Here is a 26,170-nt window from a genome sequence, read left to right on the forward strand (position 1 = left end):
TATTAATTTATAAAATAGCAGGTTTAGTAAGTTGCAACATCCAGCTTCCATCCTCTGTCTTACTCAAGAATTCAAATAATTGTAATATATTCTTAACACAGATTCCGAAACTTGGCGTTATAATTGGATTTAAAAACTAAATGCCAAATCCATTAAAATATAATAAGAAGTTTGATGAACTGAATGAAGAGGAAAAAAAGCTTCTGGCAATCAATAAAAAAACAATAGCGGATTTTGTTGAACAGTCCTCTTCCATCAGTGACGTCAATTATGCTACCAGGAACGCTCATGCTAAAACCTATGCGGCAGCAGAGGGTACATTATGGATTGAACCTGATATCCCAGAATCTCTTCAACCTTTTTTTGATAAAGACAAGTTTGACCTGATCATAAGATTTTCCAATGCTCAGCTCAAAATTCAAAATTCAAAAAAAGATATTCCTGCTTACGGTTTTGCAGTGCAGATCAGGGACGAAAAAGGATTACTGCTTGCTAATTATCCATTGGTCAATTTTCCATTATTTCCTGTCAATTCTGTTTCCACTTTTTTAAAGCTGTTTACTGCTGTTAATAAATTTTATATAAAAAAATGGAGCAGCCTGTTTCCGTTGCTTTTTCAAGTGATCAAAATGATTCCATCATTATTAACGGGTGACATGATCCGTCACACGATCAGACTTTTCAGGAAAAGAAATGATTTTATTCTTTCGTTTGATTACTATTCAATAGGAGCATACCGCCTGGGAGATCAGATGATTAAAATAAAATTATGCCCTCAATCTGTTGATAAAAATACTGGCAGAAAACAAAAAATGAAAGATTCACTGCAAAATTATCTGCAGGCACAGGATTTTACTGCAGATGTTTTGATACAGATTTGTTATAAGCTTAAAGATCAACCTATCAACAAACTGAATGTTGAATGGAAAAATACTCCATTTATCAAAATTGGCGAGGTAAGAATAAATAAAGATTCCCTGTTAGACTCCCGTGATTGCACAACTGAGCTTCTTTCATTCAATCCATTTGAAAGTAAAATATTTTTTCAGCCGGTAGGAAAAATACAGAAACTGCGCGATGAAGCTTACAGAGTATCTGTCCAGACAAGGAGGAAAATTAATAAGTTACTGCATGGGAAAAACAGTTAAAATAATGATGAGTGATGAATTTTTGAATGAAGCGATAAAGATTTTATTCAAATAAAATAGGCTGTCTGAAAAATCAAATAATTTGGTCTATACCATTGACTACGCAGAATCTTAGATTTCTGACGAAGGAAGAATCTCATTAATAAATACATGAGATTCTTCACTACATTTATCAACTGCGTTCTCAGACTTTCAGTCTGTGCTCAGAATGACACTTTTGAGACAGCTCGCTCTATTTTATCTAAACTTCCGGTCTTCTTCTTTTATAGCCAGATCATTGATGCTTGCATATCTCTTAGCCATCAATCCATTTTCATCAAACTCCCAGTTTTCGTTTCCGTATGCCCTGAACCAGTTTCCTTCCTTAGTCTGGTACTCATATTCAAAACGAACGGCAATACGGTTATCTGTATGTGCCCAATATTCTTTCTTAAGCTTATAATTAAGTTCTCTTTCCCATTTTTTTTGAAGAAATACTACTATTTCCTCTCTCCCATTTACAAATGAATCTCTGTTTCTCCATTCACTGTTGATGGTATATGCTTTGGAAACCTTTTCAGGATCCTGACTGTTCCAGGCATCTTCTGCCAGTTGGATTTTTTCCAGTGCCGTTTCAAGAGTGAAAGGCGGAAGCGGATGTTTCTGTTCCATAACTTATTGTATTAAATTGGTAACTAATTTTTTTGATTTTTCAATCAATTCATTGGATTTGAAAAGCTGGCTTTCTATGATACTGCTTTCAAAAAGCATATAGATATGATCAGAAAGTTCATCATCACTCACCAATTCTGAAAAGAAGTTTCTGAGATCTGCTTTATGGGATTGAATAACACTCAAAATCTTAGTATTATCCATTGGTATCTCCGATAGAATATTCAAAAAGCTACAGCCTCTGAAGTTTTCTTTCCCGTTCATATAGACTAAGAAATCGAAAGTTTTGATAATTTTAGATTTTGAATCTTTTTCTTTTTCTAAAAAGCTATTGAGTTCCTTGAACCAATATTCATGTCTCACCTTCAGAAATTCTACACACAAATCTTCTTTGGATTTAAAATACTGGTAAAAGCTGGCTCTGGCAACTTCTGCCTCAGAAATAATCTGGTTAATTCCGGTGGAATTATATCCTTGTCTGGTAAACAATTGAAAGGTGGTTTCTATGATTCTTTCTTTTGGAGATTTCATATTGCTTTCTTTTATGGAACAAATATATGAAAAAAAATAATGAACAGACTGATCTGTCTGTTTTATTTTGAAAGTAATTTTTTGATTTGGAAAAACACAAAGACGCTAATTTATTGTTAAAGCATATTAAGGACGCAAGGATTTTATCTCCGATAAAATTTAACACTGCTAACAATATGCTTATGAATAATATAAATAATTTATAAAGCTCCTTGCCGAAAATCTATGAAGTTTCAATTCTCTTCGTTTTAAAATTCAACATTGCTGAAAATCTTTGATTTTCTTGCGCCTTAAAAACACTATTAATATTAATCTTTAGCGCTTTTGCGTTTTTCCAACAACAAACAAAAAACCTCCGGAATTATATTCCGGAGGCTTTTATTTTATTTTAAATGTAATTATTTTTCTTCCAGTTCTTTTTTCTTCTCTTCTTCCTTTTCAGGGAAAATGATAGATAAAAGAACAGAGATCACCAGTACACCTCCTACGATTCCCAATGAAACCGGAGACGGAATATGGATCCACGGTGCAATCAGCATTTTAACACCAATAAACGAAAGGATAATCGCCAATCCGTATGGAAGTTTGCTGAACATGTGAATAAAATTCGCTAGCAGGAAATATAATGATCTTAATCCTAAAATAGCAAAGATATTTGATGTATAAAGGATAAACGGGTCATTGGAGATCGCAAATATCGCAGGAATAGAATCTACCGCGAAAAGAACGTCTGTAAATTCAATAACACCTACTACTACTAAAAGAGGAGTCGCCATTTTGATTCCATTCTGAATGGTGAAGAATTTATCTCCATCATAGTTATCGGAAACTTTCCAGAAACTCTTGATCAGCCTTGCTCCTGCTGTATTGCTATAATCTTCATCGTCATCATCGTCACCATCACCCCATGATTTGATCCCTGCATATACAAGGAACAACCCGAACAATGTCATGACAACATTGATTTTCACAGCCTCTCCGAAGATATTCATTTCAGGAAGATAAGTCAGATTGATTAATCCTACACCCGCAAAGATAAATATAGCTCTGAAGATTAATGCTCCGATAATTCCCCAGAAAAGAACCTTATGATGGAGATATTTAGGGACTTTGAAAAACCCGAAAACCAGGATAAATACAAATAAGTTATCCACAGAGAGTGCTTTTTCAATCCAGTAAGCCGCCTGATACTGTGTAAATTTCTCTACTGCCAGAGCATGGCTTTCAGGACTTCCATCGGTATTGAATACCCAGTAAACGACCCCTGAAAACACCATTGAAAGTGAGATCCACACGATTGACCAGATCGTCGCTTCTTTGGAAGACACTTCATGGCTTTTTTTGTTAAATACCCCTAAGTCCAGGAGCAGCATGATAACGACCGTTAACGCAAATCCCCACACCAGACCAGGGTGCAGTTCTAAAATACTTTGATGTTTTTCCACTTGAGTTATGTTATTATATGATAAAAGCAATAGATGTACAATGTACAAATATTGCTATTTTATTGATCTTCTGATTGACAGCTGACTATAAGTAATTCATCTGTACTGTCTGGATCGTTTGCTCCAGCTTTCTGTCTGCTGTAGGATCTCCGATAGCATTGAATTTCCATTCCCCGTTTCTCTTATAAAAAACTCCCATTACCATGGCAACATGTCCTTTGAAAGAGGCATCATTCGCAATATCATATTTTGCAAAAACTTCTCTCACATTGGTAGGTGTTCCTTCATAGATACGGATAGAAGCAAAAGGAATGGTTCCGAAATCCTGACCTCTGTAGCTGTTCAGTACCATCGCCACATGTTCCACATTGGGTTCCAGTTTACTGAAGTCTACTGTAATCACTTCATTATCTAATCCGTCATCCCCGTCTACATCTCCGGTAAGGTCATCTCCACTGTGTCTTACAGATCCGTTTTTTGATTTAAGATTTCCAAAATAGATTACTTCAGTAACGTTTTTGTTTGAATCATATAAAATACAGCTTCCATCTAAGTCTACTGCTTCTTTTTTAGTTCCGAAAAATCCTTTCTTTTCAATTGCTCCCCAGTTGATTCCTACGCAAGCCTGGGAAAGTTCAGCTCCATTTTCTTTTTTAAGGTTGATTCTCTGACCTTTTTGTAAGTTGATAGCCATCTTTTTATGTTTAGTTGTTATTTACTATTTTGTCTTTAGTTATTATTCAAATTTAAATTAAGCATTGCCCGCAGAATATTTGTTTCTTCGTCAAAGTCAAATATTTTGCTCATAATGTCTATATTTTCCAGGTTTCTGATATAATCTTTCAAAACAGCTTCTACCTCTTTGGGCAGGGTACGTTTTCTTTCGTTCATACTGTGTTCCAGCTGTTCATTTTTATTTCTCAGCTGATCAATAATGGAACTCTGATTAGACTGATTTTCAGAAACATCCAGCTTATCCAGTTCTTTATCGAAAAGATACAATTTCTTTTCATCCACACTGAAAATAAAATAATCATCAGACTGAAAGATCCTGAAAAGCTCATAATCATGGGTTCCGATCAGGTAACCACATACAAAACGGACTTTAAATCCCTGTATATTAAGTCTTCCCAACAGTTTCCTTTCAATGGAATAATCTTTATACTGATATGCAGGGAAAGAATCGGGTTTCAGCAACGCTTCGTCTGCCTCTGTCCTGTAAAATTCCTGGGCATATTTTTTATGAAAGTACAGTACATGATCCCAATTGGCAGTAAAGCGATCTTCTGTAAGATCCTTATATAAAGTTTTCAGATGTTGGGAAAATACTCCGCTGTACATTTTCCTGTCGGTTTGAAAACTGTCTACCCGCCTTTCTTCAAAACCTGAAATATATTTGTTGTTGACGTCAATTTCATTAATGACAGCCAGCATATCATTTTCCTTCTGTTTTTTAATTTTGGTAAGAAGCTCTATGAGGCTGTCAGTATACTGCAGGTGGAAAAGTTCCAGTTTATTATAATCCAAAGCCGTATTCTCCTGGAACAGATTGTGGATAATATCTGTTTTGATATAAATTGATATAATGTCAATATGTTCAAAAAAGTTTGCGAGAAGCTTAAGCTTTGTTAATCTTCTTTTGCTTTGCGACAATATGGTTGCTGCATCATCCCCCACCTTAGTAATCTATAAATTAACCTCTGACATTTGCTTTAAGTTCATGCTCCAATGTCTGAAGATCCTGATCCAGTTTTCTTCTGTTATCAGCTCCCTGTTTTTGGATCTGTTTCACTTCATTCAGGGTATTGATAAGCATCGATGTAGTTTCTTTCAATGTTTCCACAGAAACGATAGTCTGCTCGTTTGCTCTGGCAACATTCACTGAATTCTGACCAAGACGTTCTGCATTCTTTCTTAAGATTTCTTCTGTAGTGGAAGATACTTTCTGCTGGATTTCAATATTCTGCTGCTGTCTGTACATCGCTACAGCAAGAGAAAGCTGGTTTTTCCAGACAGGAAGTGTAGTGGTAAGAATTGTCTGTGCTTTTTCAGCAATAGAAACGTTGTTATTCTGTACCAGCCTGATCTGCGGAAGTGACTGCATCATGATCACGCGCACTACTTTAAGGTCAGCCATTCTTCTGTCTAATCTTGCAATGAAATCTCTCTTATCAGCAATCTGATAATCCTGATAGTTCTGAGGGTTAGCCTCCATTACAGCAAGTTCACCTGCGGCTCTTTCCATTCTGATATTACCGGCAATGACAAGCTCTTCAATCTGCTTGATAGAATTTACATTGCTTTCAAAAATAGTCTGAAGCACGGCATTATCTTTTGTAGAAGTAATGATCCCTGCATTTACCTTATAAGAAATCTGCTCGATATTGTTGATGATCTTGTCATATTTTGCAAATAAATTTTCCACCTGAGTCATCACCTTTTTCATGAATGGCAATTTGCTCAGGAAGCTTTTCACTTTATTTCCGTTAAGTTCATCTACATCCACATAATTAAGCTCTACCAAAAGATCATTGATAAGCCCTCCTACTTCTCCGGAATTTGATCTTCTTACATTTCCCAGGAAACTGTCACTCTGGTTTGTTAGCGTTTTCTGAAGTTCCGCCCCGAAATTCACAATGGAACCCGGATTGGCTTCGTCAATGGAGTTCGCAAGAACTTCATATTTCTGACGTTCTTCTGACTGCAGCTGAGTCAGGTTTACATTTCCCTCTCTGTCCACAAGAACTCCCGGCGCCGCATTCTGAACAGGCTGAGCCGGAGCTGGAGGAACCATTGGTGTAGGTTCAAAGGTTTTAAGAGGTTCTATTGATCCTAGCGGATCTATGGGTTGATTTTCCTGATTATCCATGATTACTTCTGATAAATTGATACAAATTTCTCAAGGCCTTCTCTCTGTCCTGCCCCTACAGCCTCAAATTTCCATTCTCCGTTTCTGTTGTAGATTCTTCCGAATTCTACTGCGGTTTCGATTGAAAAATCTTCATCCAATTCATATTTTAAGATTTCTTCATTCGTATCTGTATTGAAAATTCTGATAAAAGAATTTCTCACCTGTCCAAAGTTCTGTTTTCTGGAATCTGCTTCGTGAATTGTTACTACTACTGTAATTTCCTTGATCGCGTTATCAATTTTTGTAAGATCAATTTTAATCTGTTCATCATCTCCAGCTCCTTCTCCTGTAAGGTTATCTCCTGTGTGGATTACTGATTTATCCGGAGACTCAAGGTTGTTATAGAAAATGAAATGATTGTCTGAAACTAATTTTTTGTCTTCTCCAAGCAAAAATAAAGAAGCATCAAGGTCGAAAGCAGTTCCTGTAGAAGTATTATTGATATCCCATCCTAAACCTACAGTAAATTTAGGTGCGTTAATATTTTCTCTTTGTCCTTTTTGTAAGTTAATAGCCATAATATAATTCCGTTTGTGTTAAAGTATTGATGTTGTTTTTATATTCTTTTATTAAATGATAATTGTTGCTGATGGCCAGCTCCAAAAGCAGATCCATCTGTTCTTTTTTTACTTGAGACGTAAGATAATCAAAATTACTTGAATCCAGGCCTAAAATATATTTTACAATCCTCGTATTGAACTGAAAGCTTTCTTTGTTCATCACTTCTGCAACATGGTTAACATTACTTACCGCGTAGTAATTAAAAAAATTTTCAATCTTAGGATCAAGTTCAAAATTCATCAGTTCTGCATAGTACAGGAACATAAAGTCTGCCTCCACCTTATATTCATTCAGAATTCTGTTCACTGTGTATTCATGGCTTCCTGTAATTTTTATATCGTCTATAAAAATACAAAGTTTTCCTCTTAAAAAATCTTTATCAATATAATAAGTATCATTGGCAATCAGATTCTTACGATCTTCAAAATTAAGATTCCCATAATCTGTGATATACGTATGGTTACGATTGATTTTAGATAAAATACTGGATTTTTTTTCTTTCTGGAACAGATAAAAATCCAGATGTTTTTTAAAGTAAAAGCACAAAAAGTTGGACGCTGTAGGAATAGCCATATACGGGCTTGGAAGCACTACAATTTCTTTGTCGGTCTCTAAAAGCGCATCATTTTCGGAAATAAATCCGTCGAATAATTCTCTTGCAAATTTTTCAGCATACGACTTATCGCCATACTTGAAATAGCTGTATTCCGCCGGTGAGAAACTAAACTCATCTGCGGAATGAATGTGGTGTAAGCTGTATCTTTTATTCATGTTTATTTTTAGTGTTTAAGTAAATATGCGCTGAAACCGAAGTCTTTTGCTCCCTGATAATCGGCGATCGGATTGTCTCCGATATGAAGAACCTGATGCAGTGGCAAATCCTGATCTTTAATATGATTCTTCACCGCCTGAAAAATAAGCGGATTAGGTTTGGAACAGTTAATTTCATCAGAATAAATGTGGAAATCAATATACTGATCCAGGTTTTCATGAATCAGGAATTTTCTCATGGTCTCTCCCTTGATAAATCCTGTGTTGCTCAGAATATTAATTGTTTTTCCCTGATTTTTGATATCCTCAAAAATATCATGAATATTCTCGAAAATCACAACCGGACTGTATTCCAGAAACAATTCTTCACTTTTACTGTAAAACTCATTAAGTTTTTGTTTATTCAACGATTTCACATCTATATTCAAAGCCCCGAGAATCATCAGATAAATTTCAAAAGTATCAATATTCCCACCTGTCACCTCATTAATAGTATTGCAAAGATCATCATAATATTTTACGGTTTTCGCAACCTCCTCTATAGGTTTATCTACATTAAAAAATGAGGAGAACAGCTCAACTCTTTTCGCTTTAAATTCAGGATGAGATTTGATTAAGGTGAGCCACAGGTCAAAGGAAAAATGACAGTGGTTATGAATGTCGATATCTGTTTTCAATAGATTTTAAGTTAAAAGTTTTTATTTAGCTTCTTGAAAAAGATTTAAAATTTTCTAATCATCAAAAAGTGTTTACGATACTATTCTTCCCAAAGATAAAATATTTATCATAAAAGCATTATGTCCGTCGTGTGTTTTAAGATATTTTTATGAAAATTGACGAATCTGACACTCTCACAGAAGAATATTCTGAACCGTTTAATATCCTTTCGCAAAAAATATTTTCAAAAATACTTTGAAAATCAAAAAAAAATTATAATTTCGCAACCGATTAAAAATCAATAATGTCAACAAAAATGATAAATATTATAACGTTAAGCAATCCTGTCAGAGCTGTGTTCTTTGGCAGCACTGAATATTTATCTGAATAGTTCTATAGATCTTTTATACCTAAAAATATAATAAAGACCTGTCTATTCGGATAGGTCTTTTTTGCTGCCCTTATTTCAGACTTTAACAATTCAAAGAATTTGTGTTATTTGTTAAGATCTCTGAAAATTTTTCATTGTTACAAAATACAAAAATGTTTTGCCGGCTTTATGAAGCCGGAAGGTATTTTGTGATCTTTTTTCTGAGGATCTTTTCTAAACACAAATCTAAAAACCAACAATTTAAATCAAACAAAATGAAATATAACACACGAAACATAGGGATTATAGCACATGTAGATGCAGGAAAAACAACATTATCTGAAAGGCTTTTGTATTACACGGGACTCATTCACAAAATAGGTAATGTAGATGACGGAAATACGACTATGGATAAAGACATCCAGGAAAGAAACAGAGGGATTACCATTTCATCAGCGGCAGTTTCTACCCAATGGAAAAAAGACAATAAAGTTTATAACATCAACATTATTGATACTCCGGGACACATTGACTTCGCCGTAGAAGTGGAACGTTCTCTACGCGTCCTGGACAGCGTTGTCGCAGTTTTCTGTGCTTCTTCAGGAGTTCAGCCTCAGACTGAGAATGTTTGGTTCCAGGCTGAAAAACACGGAACATCCAAAATATGTTTCATCAATAAAATGGACAGAATCGGAGCAGATTTCTTTGCTGCTCTCAATGATATAAGAACCAAACTGAATGCTGTTCCTATGGCACTTCAGATTCCGATTGGAGCTGAAAATGACTTTGAAGGTGTAATTGACCTGATCAAAATGAAAGCATTATACTGGACCGATGAAAACGGGGAAATCATTGTAGAAAAGGAAATTCCCGGTCATTACATTGCTGAAGCTGATGAATACAGAATAAAGTTAATGGAAACTCTGGCAGAAAATGATGAGAAGTTCTTTGAGATCTTTATGGATGCAGAACAAAAAGCCACTTCTGAAATGATCTCAGAAGCCATTCAAAGAGTCTGCAGATCAGGATCAGCGGTTCCTGTTTTATGTGGTTCCGCTTTTAAGAATAAGGGAATCCAGCCTCTTCTTGACGCTGTTGCAGCTTATCTACCGGCTCCTGATCAACTGGCTGACCTGCAGGGAAAAGATCCTTATACAGAAGAATCCGTTACATTAGAAAGAAATAAAGCGGCTGCTTTTTCAGGACTTGTTTTCAAGGTGGTGATTGATAAACATATGGGAAGACTGGCAATGCTTCGTGTATATTCCGGATTGATCAAATCCGGAGATACAATACTGAATGTAAGGACAGGCGAAAGCTACAGGATTTCGAGAATTTTACAGATGCAGTCGGATAAAACGTTATCCATGGATGAAGCTAAGGCAGGAGATATTGTTGCTTTAACAGGAATAAAGGATGCCAAAACCGGAGATTCTTTATCTTCTCCTGAAAAGCCGGTACTTCTGGAAGCAATCACGATTCCGACTCCTGTGATCAGAGTTGCCATTGAGCCTAAAACCAATGGAGATGAAAAATCTTTCGGTTTGGTACTGGCCAAGATTCAGGAAGAAGATCCTTCTCTGGTTGTTGAAAGAGATCCTCAGACCGGAGAAACTTTATTAAGCGGGCTCGGAGAACTTCATTTGGAGGTAACATTGGAGAAAATCCGTCTGAATCATGGCATTGAGATCAATCAGGGGAAACCTAAAGTTTCTTACCGTGAGATCTTAACAGAAACCAAAGTTCACAGAGAAAAGCTATCCAAACAAAACGGAGGAAGCGGTCAGTTCGCTGATATCACTTTTGAAATCGGACCGGGAAATGGCAATAAACACAGGTTAGAGTTCATTAATATGATCAAAGGCGGAGTTATTCCGACTGAATTCATCCCTTCTGTTGAAAAAGGATTCAGAGAAGCTATGGAATACGGGCCATTGAAAGGATATCCTTTAGAAAACATGAAGATTACTCTGCTGGATGGTTCTTTCCATGCTCAGGACTCTGCGGCACTTGATTTTGAAATTGCGGCAAGAGAAGGGTTCAAAACAGCAGCAAAGGGATGCAGCCCCAAACTGATGGAACCTATCATGCAGGTGGAGATCCAGAGTATTGAGGAATACACAGGTGCTGTTACTGCGGACATCAACAGAAGAAGAGGAATTATCACTTCTATTGATGAAAGATCAGGAAGAAAGATTTTTGCAGCGGAAGTTCCGTTAGCTTCAACGTTCGGGTACATTTCTGACCTGAGAACACTGACAAGCGGAAGAGCTTCTATCAGCATGAAATTATCGCACTATTCTTTAGTACCTGATTTCATCGCCAATACATTAATAACCTAAACAAGCAAGGACTGTAGATTTTTTTCTTACAGTCCTTGTCTGGTTATGGTATGTTTATTATGAATCGTCAATCGTCAATTCGCTACGCTTGTCAATTTCTATTCTGCAAAAATTCACTATTCGCTTGCAAAGCAAAATTACTCATTGCCTTCCTTTCTATTTTTCCGGCATCACCTTATACGTTGGATCTTCCTGAATATTAACTTCTATTACTGCTTCTGCATTTTTAAGTATTTTTCTGCAGTCTTCACTGAGGTGGCGCAAGTACAGTGTTTTATTTTGCTGCTTGTATCTTTTGGACAGCTTGTCTAAGGCTTCTATCGCACTCATATCTACAATCCGGCTTTCCTTAAAATCAACGACGACCTGTTCCGGATCATGTATAGGATCAAATTTATCTGTAAATGCCGTTACTGAACCAAAAAACAGGGGCCCATATATTTCATAAAATTTTACTCCGTTTTCATCAACATATTTTTTTGCTCTGATCCTTTTGGCATTATCCCATGCAAAAACCAATGCTGAAATGATCACTCCAACCAAAACCGCCAAAGCCAGGTTATGTAAAATCACCGTGATCAATGCTACAGTAACTCCTACAAAGATATCTGACTTCGGCATTTTATTCGCAATCCGGATAGACACCCATTGAAAAGTACTGATGGCCACCATCATCATGACCCCAACCAAAGCTGCCATAGGAATTTTCTCTATCACAGGTGCTCCCACCAGTATGATGACCAAAATAAGCAGAGATGCGATAATTCCTGATAATCTTGCCCTGGAGCCTGCATTAAGATTGACCAGAGTCTGCGCTACCATAGCACAGCCACCCATCCCTCCAAAGAAACCATTGGTAATATTAGCCAGTCCCTGTGCGACAGATTCTCTATTGGTATTTCCTTTAGTATTGGTAATCTCGTCTACCATTGATAAGGTCAGAAGAGATTCAATAAGACCTACTCCTGCCATAATCAGGGCATATGGAAAAATAATCTGTAATGTTTGCAAAGAAAAAGGAATCTGAGGGATATGGAAACCTGGAAGATTTCCGCTGATATGGGCAATATCTGCTACTGTTTTTGTTGGGATATTAAAACCAAGAACTATGGCAAATACAATGATAATTGCAACGAGAGAAGCGGGAACAACTTTTGTAATTTTTGGAAAAAAATAAACGATAGCAATGGTCATAGCAGTTAAACCAGCCATGATATATAAGGGCATTCCCTGCAGCCAGCTTACAGCTCCACTGCTGTCTGTAACTTTAAACTGCTCTACCTGTGCCATGAAAATAATAATGGCCAATCCGTTCAGGAACCCGTACATAACCGGCTGCGGAATCAGTCTCACAAACTTTCCAAGCTTAAAAATTCCTACCAGCATCTGCAACACACCTGCTAATGCAACTGTGGCAAAGAGGTATTCCACTCCATGAGATTTGATCAGGGCAATCAATACAACGATAGTCGCTCCTGCTCCTCCTGAAACCATTCCGGGACGTCCTCCCAGAACTGCCGTAACCAACCCCATCATACAGGCAGCATACAGTCCGGTAAGCGGAGATAACCCGGCAAGAATAGCAAATGAAAGAGATTCAGGAATCATTGTCATTGCTACCGTAAAGCCGGCCAGAAGCTCATTTTTGTAATTGATTTTTTTCGAAAAATCGAATAAACTTAAAGTATTTTTCATTGATATGCAAAGGTATGCACTGTCAGAATGGAATGCAATTTTTTCTTTTTGTCTTTTGATGAAACACTACGCTCTGAATAATTCACACATTAGTTCGTATAATATGTTAATTTTAATTAAAATTAATAGATAAAGCATGATTTTTATATTTTCGATTGTTTTTACTCCTTATTTTTGTTTACATTTGAAAACGAATAAGCAATTATTTGGTACTAACTAAAATTCAACGCGTAAAAAGCTGTTTATCAAATTGTCTACAGCTTTCACTCATAGAATTGTAAAAACCTTAATAGGTTATATATTATTTTACACAAATGGCAGGAAGGAAGTTTGAAAGAGAAGAAAAGGAAAAACCATTGAAATAAAGAATATATCACAGGTATATTAAGGTAAATGCATCTGTCTGCTATAGGATATTTGGAAAGACAACGAATCTTTTTAAAACTGATCTTAATTAAAACAGTCTGCTATTTTCAAATCGTAATCCTTTTTATGCAACGATTTCAAACTTAGGTGAACTATTTCCACCATATAAAATAATATATATCAATTATTATCGTTTTTTTGATATAAAAATTTAATCAAAAGAATAATATTCAATAAAAATGTTATACAAAGAAATCCATATTGGTAAATTCATTAAGGAAAGGGTTGATGAAAGTGAAATAACGATTGAGAGAATCTGCAAATTCTTAGGTAAAGATGAGGAAGTTATAGAAATGATGTATGACAGCAGATCGATGGATACGGATCTTCTTTTAAGATGGAGCAAATTATTGGAATATGATTTTTTCAGACTGTACAGTTCACATTTGATTTTATATGCTCCTCCTTCTGCGATCAACAAAAGCCAGCAGAAATCCGAAAAAACGCCTTATTTCAGAAAAAATATTTACACACAGGAAATCAAAGATTTTATTATGAAAAGAATTCTTTCCGGTGAAATGACCCAAAGCGAAGTAATTAAAGAATATTCCATTCCTAAAAGCACACTGCACAGATGGCTTCAGAAGAGTGACAATGCAAACAGGTAAACCCCAAAGACATGCGCCCCAATTACAAAAAAATTTATCTGGATATGCTCAGGATAGAATATCCCGACAAATTAAAAGATCCTAAAATTAAAGAACTTCTTGAAAAACTTCACACCAGTGAAGATGTACTTAAATTCAATGAAAAGCTATTCAAGCAGTCCAGAGAAAATCAGAAACTCAAAACATACGACAGGCAGACTATGCTCAAATTGCTGCAATACCAGAAAAAGCATGGTCATTCCACAAGTTATATGTCGAGAAAATACAAAATAAGCAGAACTACACTTTCAAAATGGAAACTCATGTTTGAAGAAGAGCTTGAAGATACAATGAAAAATGCCGGTAAATAATTCACCGGCATTTTTTAAAGGTAATCAAATAAGGAAAAAATCGGGATGTCGTTTACCGGAGTCTAACCGGATAACCTTGCCGGAGTGACCGGCTTCGCTATTCCTACCGTCATTATGGCCGATGTATTTTTCCTGACGACACTTCAAAATGGTCATATAAAGAAGCTGGGAGTGGAAAGAAGAAAGAACTAAAGTCTGAACATATTCGGACTTTATAGAAAATTATGATACAAAGAGATCTTTCAACGTTCCACTTCCGGCTTCCGATATAAAAAAACAAGGCGACAGACGAATAATGCAGTCGTGCTCTAACCAACTGAGCTACTCTTCCTATATTAATCGTGTTTTTTGCTGTGGAAGAGACGGGATTCGAACCCGTGACCCCGTCGTGATGAGCGAAGTAACATTTTTCTACGGCACTTGTTTATTTTATTTTTCTTCTTCAGCTATATATGTTTTAACAATAGGATGAATTCTGGCATTATCCGGATAATAGTTTAAACCAAACCCGCTCCATCCGGAAGACCAGTAAAGAATCATTTCTTTCAGATAAGGAATGTCTTTGGCTTCATCATATTTATAGTTTTCATTGAATATTTTTTGTACCTCATCAATAAGTTCCGGATAAAACATTTGATCCTCCTCATCAAAAACATTAATATAAATGTCAAGATGCTCTCTTAACTCATATAAAAGGTAAGTTCTGAAATCCCATCCTACGATGATAACATCTGAACCACTAATACTTACTACAGGATTCCATTTTAAATTTTTACTGTTTACCACACATGATGAATTTCTGACTGGCAGTAATTGAGGAAGCTTTGAAAACCATTCATCAAAGACTTCTTTTTTCCTTTCTAAAGATTTCGGTTTTAATCCCCATGATTTCAACCAAACATGATTTACACTGTTAACATCATTCCAAATACTTTTATAAATAAATCTTATGTGACTGATAATTTCCGCCTCATTTTCAAGCCAGTTATAAAAGAAAGTACATTCTTCTGCAATCATTTCTCCTTCGTCTTCGTATTCAACAATTTCCTTTTTATCAATCGCATGAAGAATCTTTAGAAATTCTCGGTGTTCTGGAGTAAAGCTAACTTCATATTTTCTTTCAACCTGATGAATCTGCTCTTCAGAAAGCCCTTGCCATTTGGCACTATAAAATCCTTTGGGACAATTTTCATCATCTACAGACCACAGTTTTTCTGTGCGCTCTTTGATCCAGTATAAAAAATCAGTCAGATTACTTGGTATATTCATGGTTATTCATTTTAAAATAAAAAGAGGCAAGATTTGAAAAGACTTATACAAGATCGTTTTCATGACCTTTTGGAGTTGAACCAAATTAAACCGAAGTAGGCCTTTTCTACGACACTCTTTTACAGATCAAGGTAATATTTTTGAGAATCTTCCGTGCATTTGCTCTACCCGCTGAGCTACCTCTCCTTTTCGAGGGAAAAGGCAGGATTCGAACCTGCGACCCAATGTTTACTCAATCTCGAAGTATGATTCTAAGACGACACTTGACTATATTTTTTATTGGTATTCGTTTTAATAAAAAAGAGACTAAGTTCGAAAAGACTTTGACAAAACTCTTTCGAGATCTGTTATGGAGTCGAACCAATATTATACCGAAGTAAGTCTTCTCTACGACACTCTTTTTTATAGTATCAGGGCAAAACGGCGGAATCTTTTCTTTTTCTTCTGCTCTATCTTTGAGCTACATTCCGTTTACAACAGGAATGGCAGGAATTGAACCTACATCTGAAGACTTAACTCGAAGTATGACTCCAAAACGGCACCTGATTTAATTTTTCCATTGGGTTTTTCTGTATTTCTTCCAGTTTCTCTGGAACTTTGTATACTTTGCATTCACTACTTCATAACCATGTGGAAAACAGTAGGAGCAACCCATTTCATTTCCATACATCAATCTTGAAATCTGTGTTCCGGAAATTTTCTTTGGAAAGTCAATGAGTCCATTTTCACTGAATCCAAATTTTTGCCTTAATGGTTTATTTTTTTTCATAAGTATTGAGTATTAACCTCAATACAATGTTCCTTTTAAATTGGATTTATAATTTTTCATAATTATTATTTTTATTTTTTCACAAATTTATATTGCGAGTGCGCATTCTTTTTACGCAGTTATTTTTTTATTAAAAACCAAGCAATAAGTTATAAGAGTAGTTGATGTTCAATTGAAAGTTGACGATGAAACTCTTATCTACGGCATTGGTTATAGCTACCGGGCAATCTGGTGAAAGACTCTGTCAGTTTGGAATCGAAGAATGTCTTTCTAACGGCACTGGAATTATTTAACACTGCAAAATTATATTGCATGTACGCAATCTTTTTACGTAGTTTATTTTTATTGAGAAAATTTCCAATCATCAATATTGCTTATATCACCACAGCAGTTGGGTTGTATCAATATTTTATCTTCTATTTTTAATACAATTCCACCATCAAAAGCCATGACATATATATCTTCTTCAGATTCGTTTGGTGCCGTATCTTCCATTTTGGCTTCTACAATCATCTTCAGATTTTCATCATCTATGGTTTCGATATCTGTCAAGTAAGATCCTTTCTCAATGGTCTCAAAATTAAAATTCAGTTGAGAAACAGCTTCTTCCCATTTTGCAAACCAATCTTCGTGGTCTGGATAATCTGAAATTTCCGGTAATTCGACTTCTTCCCTGGAATACCGTAACGGGCTTATTTCAATGGTATTAATGAGTTTCATAGTATATAGTTTAATTCAATAGCCCCGATTGCAACGGCATCCTTTTTCTTAATGGCTTGAAGAGAGTATTGGCGAAAAAGATAAAGTGGAAAGCGGGATTAAGCTCCTCAATATATTAATTGTTTATTCTATATTTTAAAAGCAGTGCCTGTTACAGCACTACTTTCTGAATCATTTTCAATGCTGATTTTTTGTCCTCCAACGCATTCAGTACATCGAAAATTTTGTCTGACCAGCCTGCAATAAGATGTACATCATTTTTTCTGATATCAAGGGGCTGTTTTCCATAGCCTGCCAGGTCAAAGATATACAGTTTAGCATGAGGAGCAATGGCTTTATATCTGTTCCACACATCTTCGAATGATTTGCTGTTTCCTTTGCTGTCCCACATCTGTGTATCGGTGAACAACATCACTTTATCTGCTTTTTCCTTTCTTTTGATCAGATCTTCGATGACCAGATAACCGTTGGTAGAATATCCTACTTCGCCTTCACGTTTGTAAAATGCATCTACATTCCTTAAAATACCGTTTTTAGGCATTGGAACTCTCAGCCAGCTGTTACCGAAGATACCTGTCACTACGTTTTTACACTGTGACTGAAGGATCATAGACATCAGCAAACCGATATCATACAGCAAAATTTTACTTTTACCGGAAACCGCTTTCTGCATAGAACCTGATACGTCCGCAGCGATTACTACTGAAGTATCAAAACCAAATCCTTTAATATTTTTAGCACTTACCACCACAGCATCCTCCAGTGCTTCCAATACGGAGGACAGATAAGGAGAATCGATATTTTTCAACTCTCTATAAGCTGCGAGGAATCGGAACGGGAGCTGCTTTGAATTGGAAACTGCTCTTTCATCGGAAAGATACCTGCACACTTTATCCATTGCATCAGATGATACTCTCGCTTCCAGGATATTCCTCAGGTTTCTCATGGTTGCCATATAACCCAGCTTATTACTGAAGATCAGTTCTTCCCATTTGTTTTTGAAAGCCAGATTTCTTTCTGCATCGTCAGCAAATTTTGTCTGTCCCAAAACAGAAAGTTCGACTTCCCAGGTATAAGGTGTTTCCAGAGTATTGTTCGCAATTTTGTTGAAAACAGCCTGCTGATTTTCATCTTTAGCTTTCGGGTGAATCAGGAAGAGTGCATCTTTCAGGGTCACGTCCGTTTTTCTGTTATACTTGGCAAACTGGTACTCATCAAATTTATTGAATGATTTCACCAGACCTTTCTGGATCTGTTTTGACAGTTTGTTCAGTTTTTTAGTTTCCGTTCTTTTATTGGCAAGCTGGTAATACGCCAGCAGTTCTGTGATTTCATCTGCTCTCTGAATAACACCATCTACGGTTTTGCTCACCAGGTCCGTACCGGAAGTCTGCTTTGCCAGTTCGGTAGTCAGAACCAAAGGAATAGAACGGAGGTACATATCTTTTCTTGCATATACAGCCAGCTTTGCAACAAATTCGGGATCATTTTTTCTGATCAGAGACCGGATTCTTTCCAGCCTGTCATTTCCTTTTTCATAGTTGGCGTCTGACAGTCCTGTTGTAACAACAGCACTATATAATTCTTCTGCAGGTGTCATCACATACGCTTTTACACCTTCGTAGTTCTGTACTACTTTATTTTCTTTTTTTAAAAAATTAAATTTCATGGTTACTGTTTTTATTGTTAAACATAGAAGGATCCATACTTCCTCTCTGATTTCCGATGCAAAGTAAAAACAGTATTACGCAATCATTTTGCGTAGATTTTTTTAATTTTTATTTTTTGAAATAAGATTGAAATCAATTATGATATTTAACAACAATCTAATACCTAATATCTAATATCTAATATCTAATTATAAAATTCTTCTATCATTCAGTTTCATTAAAGAAATCAGTGATATACTTTTTTTTAAAAGAGTGTTCTTTAGCTTTGTCATATTAAAATTAAAGCTATGATTAAAGGATTATATGAAACTCATGTTCAGGTAAGTGATTTGGAAAATGCGATACAGTTTTATACAGAAGTACTGGGATTGAAGTTAGCTCACAGGGATGAAACCAGGCCCATTGCTTTTTTATGGGTGGGAGAAGGTAAAGAATTTATGTTGGGATTATGGGAACAGAAAGAGCATCTTCAGACCAGACATTTTGCTTTTTCCAGCAGTAAGGAAGACATTTTAAATTACTCGGTAGAATTTTTAAAGAATAAAGATTTGAAACCTTATAATTTTCTGAAAAACGGCAGTGTTGAACCTATGGTATTTGCCTGGATGCCTGCGCTGGCTATTTATTTTAATGATCCGGACGGAAACCAGCTTGAATTTATTTCTATTCTTGAAGGTGATGGCAGACCGGAATTGGGAGTGCTTAGTTATGAAGAATGGATAAAGCAATCAAAAAACTAATAAGAAATATTAACCAGGCAATGAAATAATGCAGTAGTGTATTTTTTTGCACTGCTGCTGTTATCAGCTAATAAAAGATATCCCCTTTCTAAACTTTCACCAGCTTTTTCACAGCCAGAATATGTTTACAGGGATCCCTTTCTCCCTGATATTTATTGAACCACAGTACAACGTTGTTTTTTATCTTCATGATCACCGTGTGATGTAATTTCCTCAGAAAAAACATGGGTACCCGTATTTTTATCTGTCTCACTATATATTTAGCGAGAAAAAGTTTTTCCACAGCATCTTTCCTAATCAGGGACGATCTTCCTGAATAGTTCTATATAAGTGTATCTTCCATGGTTTATTTTTTAAGTAGAAGATTACAGATTTTTTTAAGACTTGAGTTTTCTTTCCAGCTGTTTAGTTTGCTGATAATCTCTTTATGTGCTTCTGAATGATTCAAAGCTAATACTTCATGATAAATCTCGAGAATTTTCTTCAGATTGGTGACGGGTGTCTCCATCTGAAATAGTATATTTTCAATCAATTCTTCAAGGGCTATATTATGATTTTTACTGATATTCAGCATATGATGCTGTATAAGGTCTGTTAATCTTTTAACGGGCGCCCATTCCAGCTTTTCATGCAAACCGATCACTCTCCCTAATCTGGCATTGTCCATGATCTGTCCGGAAACATGCTCCAGCCACATTTCAGCGGCTGTTGCACGAATGGTCTTATCACTGTCCAGAAAAATAGTTCCCAGATAGAGATATCCGATTTCATCCAAAGGCTTTTTGATCTGGTAAAGAGCATTTGCCGTATTCAGGACCAGGCTCCTTTCATACACTTCAGCAATTCCGGAGTAGAAAAGACAGTGCTTAATTACTTTTGCCAGAGCATTTGCCGGCGTATTTGGAAAACAAAGCATCAGTGCAGGAATTTCGATAAGCTCCTTTTGCTCAGCAACAAAATATTCAACGAACAGAGGTTCTTTTCTTTTTTCAAGATGGTATATAGGAATGGTAATGTTTAATTCTGCGGGATAATACGAGTTTTTTTTGCTGTCGATCGTTTTCCATTCGTATGACCCAGAAAAAAATTCCTGAGGAATAGTATCATATCCAAAACTTCTGAATTCTTCAAAGACAGCTTCCGGTGAGCGGGTAATTCCGGCGGTCATCCACCATGAAGGATGTTCATACGGCCCTTGCGGGAAAGTATTTTTTCCGAAAAAGAAAAGCAGCAGTTCTCTATATTCTCCTTTTAATCTTTTTTCAACCAGCTTTATTGCTTCTGAAGTATCATCTAAAGCGCAACGCTGCAATGCAAGCTGAATATCGAGATGATGCGGTATTACATTATTATTCTGATAGGCTTCCAGTCTTTCTACCAGGATGGCAGGAGAAATCCAGCACGGAGCATGGGTGATAGGAAACAACAGAGGAATCTTATCTCCTGACTGTATCTTTTGTACTACATGTATGGCAAGTTCTTTAAAAGCCTGCCTTGCAGGACAGTCTGCTCCTACATTTTCTATGGGACCTAATTTCTTCTGATAATTGGAATAAGATTCTCTCGATATCTCCTCCTCTTGGGTTTTCTGATATATTCTTTCCAGATTTTTTAGCTGCACAGGATATTTTTCAAGAAGGCTCAAACCATAATTGATAATAGCGTTGCACAATAAAACATTCAGAAACGGAACTTCCCATTTCGCAATCGTTTTACAGGCTTTTAAAAATACCGGCTCTATCAGTTTCACAGAATCAGCATCCACATTACCGGCAAAACGGATAAACCCGTTTAAAGCAATATCACAATGATGACTGTATGGGTCATCCATGGCCAGAGGAAGATGAAACATCAGATCTTCAAAGCTGTGAAGTACTCTGACAGAATTTTCGTCCGTAGTCAGAAATAATTGTTTTGAAGCAATAGCCTCAAGCTCATGCTGTTTCTCTTCAATATATTTGATCAAAAGCGGACGCACATTGGTCAGTATATTGTCAGAATAATGGGAAAGCGCTTCTATCATATTTTCAGAAGCGGGAATATATTTAAGGATAATCTTTGCTGCTTTTGACTGTATACCGTCATCTTTGCTTACAAAAGCAGTACTGAGAGGCATTCCCAATATTTCGGGATCAATCTTTTTTCTCTGAAATATTTTTTCTATGAGAACCAGGCTTGCCACTACTACTGTTTTCACCTCTGAGCTCAGTAAATTAGGAAGATAGTGTGAGAATTCATCCGTCTTAAAGCCAGGGGTTCCTACAATTTTCTTCAAATGAGATAATATGGTATTGACGGCTTTTGATTGTGGAGAAGATAATCCGGAAAATAATTCGTCCTGTAGCTCATACAATTCTTCTTCCGTTGGCTTTAATGCAGTAAATGCGTCCATAAACCAACCTGTGACATTTTTATTAAAATTCCTGTTGGAAGCCAGAAGACATTCTTTCAAAAATCTTTTTCTTTCGATTTTTTTCTCTGCAATCAGTTTTTGAACAATAGGCAGCCATTCTTTTCGGAAAGGTAAAGATTTAGATGGATATTCACATAAATACCAGAAATGGGTATTGAGAGTTTCGGGGTGACGGTCAAGATCAGCCGGATAATTGCTCAGATGATGTCCCAGCAATTCCGGTTTGGGCTGTACATATCCTTTTTCTGTCCATCCTAAAATATCTTTGTAATTAAAAGCTGTAAATTCCGCTTCTACAGATTCGTTGATAAAGTCTGAGAACCATTCCGGACAACCCCATTCCAGTATCTGTTCTGTCTGTTCTGCGTTACGGAAAAGACTCCAGTAGTTTTTACCGAAATTCTTTTTATCCATGCAGACAAAAGAAGCAATATCAATGATCGAATGCTGGCTAACAGACCCTGCTGTGTGATAGGAATTTTTGGTCATTACGATCTTACTGATCTCACGGTCCATTTTCTTAATAGACGGCACCAATGTTTTTCTTTCCTCTATACTGAGCTGCTGTAGAAAAGGAATGATCTCATGTATTTTTTCCTCATTAAGGATTTCATAAAGTCTTTCTTTCATGTGCTTCTAATTTGATGTATCGTTTTCAGGTTATTTTATGTTTCCATTTTCTGCCAATTCCAGAATAACTCATCTGACTCATAGCAATATTTATTAAACAGCTATAACAAATCCCCTGGTATTTTTAAATACCGAAATCATGGGAAATGCCTTGTTTACTAAGACTTCAAAAGCCATACCACTCTATTCTCTTACTGATTAAACAATTCAACGAAAATAAGCCAACAAAATCTTCCGGAATTGTAAACTCACAATATAATACCTTACATAGCTGATAAAGCTCTACTGTAATGGTGTAATGGTATAAGCTCCTAATAAAAGGATGATGTCCCTCTATTTTATAGTTTCATATATCATCTTAAAATCTTCATCTACAAGAATAAATTTATTCATACCGGCTAAAATAAAAAAAATTGATTGACAGGCAGAAAATTATCCCATAAAAGTGAATTTTTTAACAAAATATTAAGTTAATAAAACGGCTCTAGCTCATTTGTCAATACCAAAAAAATAATTCCCAAACAAAAGATATATAAACAAAACCCAGTCTAAACCCTCTCTATTTTGACATTTAGACATCATTTGGTGTCTTAATTTTAAAAATTGTCCTTCCTTATGGTAAAATCATTTCAGTATACGGATACGTTAATTTTTTTTAAAATAATAAAAACAGTATTGCAATTCATTAAATTTTATATATTTGCAAAACAAAAATACTTGACAGATCAAATACTTCTCAATGATAAGCGATGAATTATTATTTTTAGTTAACCTGAATAAACTGCAGTCCGTAATCGCCAGAAAGTTCGATTCTTTGAGTGCCCATGGCCTGGGTCTCAATGATTTTGTTATTCTTTATATCCTCAGCTCTTCCTCTGAAAGCAAGATGCGGAGGATAGATCTTGCTGAAAAAATAGGGCTTACTGCATCAGGAGTAACCCGTCTATTGAATCCTCTGGAAAAAATTGGACTGGTTGCCAGAGAGGCCAATGAAAGAGATGCCCGTGTGAGCTATGTTGTAATCACACCTAATGGCCAAAAGATATTTGAAGAAGCTAAGCGAAGTGCTGAGCATATTACAAAAGAAATTCTTTCTTCCAGGAAAAGTAAGTCGTTAAAAACAGTGAACGAATTTTTGTTTGATTTAGGAGGAAATATACAATAATGAAAACATGAAAAATGCAATAAAGAAACAGCTACGGGAAAAGGCAAAAGATCACATCACAACGATGGGTGTTCTTGCTGTGACCAATACTTTAAATGGAAAACAGTATATCCAGGGATCTTTAAATCTTGAAGCGCTGGTGAATAGGATGAAATTCCTTTTAAATGGTGGAATGTTCACCCACCCTCAGTTACAGAAAGAATGGAATGAATCCGGAGGTGATGCTTTCATCTTTGAGTTTGTCACCATTGTTCCTGACCAGAACAACGAATACATCAATTACCGTCAGGAGATACAAAAGGCTGAACAGGCCTATATTTCAGAAAACAACATCCAATTATATTAGAATGAAGTCAGAAAAATATCTGTCTCCTACTTTTGAAGCCGGGAAACATTTGTTCACTAAAAAGATCCAGGGATCAATTATCAATCTGAATTTGATCAGACTTAAGAAAGAAGCCGATTATTCGGCACATCCGGATCTGAAGCCTGATGAAAAAACAAGCGGCAGGGATGCTTATTTTACGTATATCAGGGAAACGGAGCCATTTTTAAAAGAAAGGGGCGGCGAAATTTTGTTTATCGGGAAAGGAGATCTGTTTTTGATAGGCCCTGAAAATGAATATTGGGATCTTTGCCTGCTGATTAAACAGAAAAGTGTGAATGATTTTTTCAGTTTTGAACAGAATGAAGCCTATATGAAAATTATAGGGCACAGAATTGCCGCAATTGAAGATTCAAGGCTTTTACCGTTGGAAGAGATCCTGCTGAATGGAAAAAGAAATTAAAATGGAAACAGTCAAAATTGGTGATGTAGACCTTTGTTATGAGGTTTTTGGTGAGAAAAACACTCAAAGTATAGTCCTGATTTCCGGATTAGGGAGTCAGATGATCCGTTGGGATATTCATTTCTGCAATCTTCTGGTTGAAAAAGGATTTAAGGTGATCTGTTTTGATAACAGGGATTCTGGGAGTACAGTTTTTAATACAAAAAAAGAAATTCCTTCTGATAAAGGAATTGAAGAAGTTTTTGCAGCCCTCAGCAAAGAAGGTATTCCTTATTCGTTGATGGATATGGCCAATGATGTTATTGGTCTTCTTAATCATTTAAAGATTGAAAAAGCTCACATTGCAGGACGTTCCATGGGTGGAATTATTGCGCAGCTCTTAGGTTCATATTATCCTGAGAGGGTTTTATCATTGACGATCATTATGTCTACGTCTTTGAATCCTGCTCTTCCGAAACCAGATCCTGAAATCATGGCGATGATGACTCAGCCTGCTGCTGATCCAAGTGTTGACAGAGAAGGATATTTCAGGGCAAAAATACATTTTGCAGAAAAAATATCAGGCTCGGGATATGTCTTTGACCTGAATCAAGAAACTGCCTTGCTTGAAGAGGAACTTACCCGTTCCAGAACCAAAAACGGCATAATCCGGCAACTTTTAGCAATGGGTTCCTTTCAGTATACCCCTGATATGTTGAAAAAAATAACAGTACCAGCACTGATTATCCATGGGACAGATGATCTGATCTTTCATCCTGACTGTGGAAAAGATATTGCAGATTCTATTTCAGGTTCTGAATTAATGATAATTGAAGGAATGGGACATTCTATTCCGAGGGAACTTAATGATTTTATCACTGATAAAATATGTGATTTAGTAAAATAAAAAGACTGCCTCATTAGGGAGGCAGTCATATTTACAAATCTGTTTTTATTTAGGATTTAATAATTCTTCAGGCACCAATGCAAAATTTTTGCAATGTTTTTTGCATCATCTACTCCTCTGTGGTGTGTCCCTTCCAAAGTCATACCCAATTCACCCAAAGCCCTGTGCATTCCTACACTTTTTCTGATGGTAGGGTGAATTTCACCAAATAATGTCTTCACATTGATGTGGTCATCACTCATTGGATAATCTGTGTAAAATCTCCTTGCCTGATTCTGAAGCATATTCAGGTCATAATTTCCGTAGCTGGCCCATGTAAGCTCTTCCGAATCATACTCTGCTCTCAGAATATCGAACGCATCATCCAGCATGATTCCTTCATGATCCAGCATATTTTGTGTAATGGTAGTCAACTCCGTACAGAATGGACTTACTTTTGAATATTGGGGCTTTATTAAAATCCCTTCATTTTTAGAGATCTTACCGGTTTTTGCATTCATAATACATACCCCGATCTCAATGATCTCACTTTCCTGTCCCCTTGGCGGCCGGTTTTCCCAACACGTTGCCTCGAGGTCTATGATTAATATATTTTCTGTTGTTTTCACTTGTTTAAAATTTAATTGTTAAATGTTGGAAGAAGGGCACTGTTTT

25 protein-coding genes are annotated in these 26,170 nt (G+C 36.1%); 9 read left to right on the plus strand and 16 right to left on the minus strand.

The window, feature by feature from the left end; translation table 11 throughout:
* Positions 1-140 precede the first annotated feature (140 nt).
* Positions 141-1,148: a catalase gene (locus CRS_RS11245; RefSeq protein WP_142724157.1), complete on the plus strand. Its 1,008-nt coding sequence runs from the start codon at positions 141-143 to the stop codon at positions 1,146-1,148.
* 237 nt (positions 1,149-1,385) lie between these two features.
* On the opposite strand, the gene CRS_RS11250 is transcribed toward CRS_RS11245, so the two are convergent.
* From CRS_RS11250 to CRS_RS11290, 9 genes are all read right to left on the minus strand, one after another.
* Complete coding sequence (locus CRS_RS11250) at positions 1,386-1,799, minus strand: nuclear transport factor 2 family protein (RefSeq protein ID WP_142724158.1); 414 nt, start codon at positions 1,797-1,799, stop codon at positions 1,386-1,388.
* 3 nt (positions 1,800-1,802) lie between these two features.
* Positions 1,803-2,330, minus strand: a complete 528-nt coding sequence (locus tag CRS_RS11255) for a TetR/AcrR family transcriptional regulator (RefSeq protein WP_142724159.1) — start codon at positions 2,328-2,330, stop codon at positions 1,803-1,805.
* A gap of 398 nt (positions 2,331-2,728) precedes the next feature.
* Positions 2,729-3,775, minus strand: coding sequence for a TerC/Alx family metal homeostasis membrane protein (locus CRS_RS11260; protein ID WP_142724160.1), 1,047 nt, complete (start codon positions 3,773-3,775; stop codon positions 2,729-2,731).
* Positions 3,776-3,860: 85 nt separating this feature from the next.
* Positions 3,861-4,469 (minus strand): TerD family protein, encoded by a 609-nt coding sequence (locus CRS_RS11265; RefSeq protein WP_142724161.1) that lies wholly within the window; start codon positions 4,467-4,469, stop codon positions 3,861-3,863.
* Positions 4,470-4,504: 35 nt separating this feature from the next.
* Positions 4,505-5,452 (minus strand): hypothetical protein, encoded by a 948-nt coding sequence (locus CRS_RS11270; protein ID WP_142724162.1) that lies wholly within the window; start codon positions 5,450-5,452, stop codon positions 4,505-4,507.
* Between the two features lie 16 nt (positions 5,453-5,468).
* Positions 5,469-6,644, minus strand: a complete 1,176-nt coding sequence (locus tag CRS_RS11275) for a toxic anion resistance protein (protein WP_172617042.1) — start codon at positions 6,642-6,644, stop codon at positions 5,469-5,471.
* 2 nt (positions 6,645-6,646) lie between these two features.
* Positions 6,647-7,204: a TerD family protein gene (locus tag CRS_RS11280; RefSeq protein ID WP_142724163.1), complete on the minus strand. Its 558-nt coding sequence runs from the start codon at positions 7,202-7,204 to the stop codon at positions 6,647-6,649.
* Complete coding sequence (locus tag CRS_RS11285) at positions 7,194-8,018, minus strand: phosphoribosyltransferase family protein (protein WP_142724164.1); 825 nt, start codon at positions 8,016-8,018, stop codon at positions 7,194-7,196. The genes CRS_RS11280 and CRS_RS11285 overlap by 11 nt, the downstream gene beginning before the upstream one ends.
* An 8-nt stretch (positions 8,019-8,026) precedes the next feature.
* Positions 8,027-8,695: an HAD family hydrolase gene (locus tag CRS_RS11290; RefSeq protein ID WP_142724165.1), complete on the minus strand. Its 669-nt coding sequence runs from the start codon at positions 8,693-8,695 to the stop codon at positions 8,027-8,029.
* Positions 8,696-9,320: 625 nt separating this feature from the next.
* On the opposite strand from CRS_RS11290, the gene fusA reads away from it, so the two are divergent.
* Entirely contained in the window at positions 9,321-11,387 is a 2,067-nt protein-coding gene (gene fusA, locus CRS_RS11295) for an elongation factor G (RefSeq protein ID WP_228451232.1), read from the plus strand.
* A 156-nt stretch (positions 11,388-11,543) separates the two neighbouring features.
* Here fusA and CRS_RS11300 read toward each other — a convergent pair whose 3' ends face one another.
* Complete coding sequence (locus CRS_RS11300) at positions 11,544-13,082, minus strand: SulP family inorganic anion transporter (protein WP_142724167.1); 1,539 nt, start codon at positions 13,080-13,082, stop codon at positions 11,544-11,546.
* Between the two features lie 605 nt (positions 13,083-13,687).
* On the opposite strand from CRS_RS11300, the gene CRS_RS11305 reads away from it, so the two are divergent.
* On the plus strand, positions 13,688-14,116 hold the full coding sequence (locus CRS_RS11305) for a helix-turn-helix domain-containing protein (RefSeq protein ID WP_142724168.1): 429 nt from the start codon (positions 13,688-13,690) through the stop codon (positions 14,114-14,116).
* An 11-nt stretch (positions 14,117-14,127) separates the two neighbouring features.
* A complete protein-coding gene (locus CRS_RS11310) occupies positions 14,128-14,466 on the plus strand; it encodes a helix-turn-helix domain-containing protein (protein WP_142724169.1) in 339 nt (112 codons plus the stop codon).
* A gap of 429 nt (positions 14,467-14,895) precedes the next feature.
* On the opposite strand, the gene CRS_RS11315 is transcribed toward CRS_RS11310, so the two are convergent.
* The 4 genes from CRS_RS11315 to CRS_RS11330 form a co-directional block, all read right to left on the minus strand.
* Positions 14,896-15,735, minus strand: a complete 840-nt coding sequence (locus CRS_RS11315; protein WP_142724170.1) for a hypothetical protein — start codon at positions 15,733-15,735, stop codon at positions 14,896-14,898.
* Between the two features lie 547 nt (positions 15,736-16,282).
* On the minus strand, positions 16,283-16,504 hold the full coding sequence (locus tag CRS_RS11320) for a phosphate ABC transporter substrate-binding protein (protein WP_142724171.1): 222 nt from the start codon (positions 16,502-16,504) through the stop codon (positions 16,283-16,285).
* Between the two features lie 342 nt (positions 16,505-16,846).
* On the minus strand, positions 16,847-17,224 hold the full coding sequence (locus CRS_RS11325; protein ID WP_142724172.1) for a hypothetical protein: 378 nt from the start codon (positions 17,222-17,224) through the stop codon (positions 16,847-16,849).
* A 151-nt stretch (positions 17,225-17,375) separates the two neighbouring features.
* Complete coding sequence (locus CRS_RS11330; protein WP_142724173.1) at positions 17,376-18,893, minus strand: TROVE domain-containing protein; 1,518 nt, start codon at positions 18,891-18,893, stop codon at positions 17,376-17,378.
* A gap of 288 nt (positions 18,894-19,181) precedes the next feature.
* On the opposite strand from CRS_RS11330, the gene CRS_RS11335 reads away from it, so the two are divergent.
* A complete protein-coding gene (locus tag CRS_RS11335; RefSeq protein ID WP_142724174.1) occupies positions 19,182-19,634 on the plus strand; it encodes a VOC family protein in 453 nt (150 codons plus the stop codon).
* 346 nt (positions 19,635-19,980) lie between these two features.
* Here CRS_RS11335 and CRS_RS11340 read toward each other — a convergent pair whose 3' ends face one another.
* Positions 19,981-22,677: a DUF6493 family protein gene (locus CRS_RS11340; protein WP_142724175.1), complete on the minus strand. Its 2,697-nt coding sequence runs from the start codon at positions 22,675-22,677 to the stop codon at positions 19,981-19,983.
* Between the two features lie 739 nt (positions 22,678-23,416).
* Here CRS_RS11340 and CRS_RS11345 point away from each other — a divergent pair.
* Genes CRS_RS11345 through CRS_RS11360 form a run of 4 tightly spaced genes read left to right on the plus strand, consistent with a single transcriptional unit; the run spans position 23,417 to position 25,516 of the window.
* The gene (locus CRS_RS11345; protein WP_142724176.1) at positions 23,417-23,842 is read left to right on the plus strand and encodes a MarR family winged helix-turn-helix transcriptional regulator; all 426 of its coding nucleotides are present in this window, start codon (positions 23,417-23,419) and stop codon (positions 23,840-23,842) included.
* A gap of 7 nt (positions 23,843-23,849) precedes the next feature.
* Positions 23,850-24,188 (plus strand): GIY-YIG nuclease family protein, encoded by a 339-nt coding sequence (locus tag CRS_RS11350; protein ID WP_142724177.1) that lies wholly within the window; start codon positions 23,850-23,852, stop codon positions 24,186-24,188.
* A gap of 1 nt (position 24,189) precedes the next feature.
* A complete protein-coding gene (locus CRS_RS11355; RefSeq protein WP_142724178.1) occupies positions 24,190-24,630 on the plus strand; it encodes a DUF1330 domain-containing protein in 441 nt (146 codons plus the stop codon).
* Position 24,631: 1 nt separating this feature from the next.
* Positions 24,632-25,516: an alpha/beta fold hydrolase gene (locus CRS_RS11360; RefSeq protein ID WP_172617043.1), complete on the plus strand. Its 885-nt coding sequence runs from the start codon at positions 24,632-24,634 to the stop codon at positions 25,514-25,516.
* A gap of 56 nt (positions 25,517-25,572) precedes the next feature.
* Here CRS_RS11360 and CRS_RS11365 read toward each other — a convergent pair whose 3' ends face one another.
* Entirely contained in the window at positions 25,573-26,124 is a 552-nt protein-coding gene (locus tag CRS_RS11365) for a 3'-5' exonuclease (RefSeq protein ID WP_142724180.1), read from the minus strand.
* Between the last annotated feature and the right edge of the window lie 46 nt (positions 26,125-26,170).

Origin of the sequence: Chryseobacterium sp. ON_d1, assembly GCF_006829085.1 — a bacterium.
GTDB lineage: Bacteria > Bacteroidota > Bacteroidia > Flavobacteriales > Weeksellaceae > Chryseobacterium.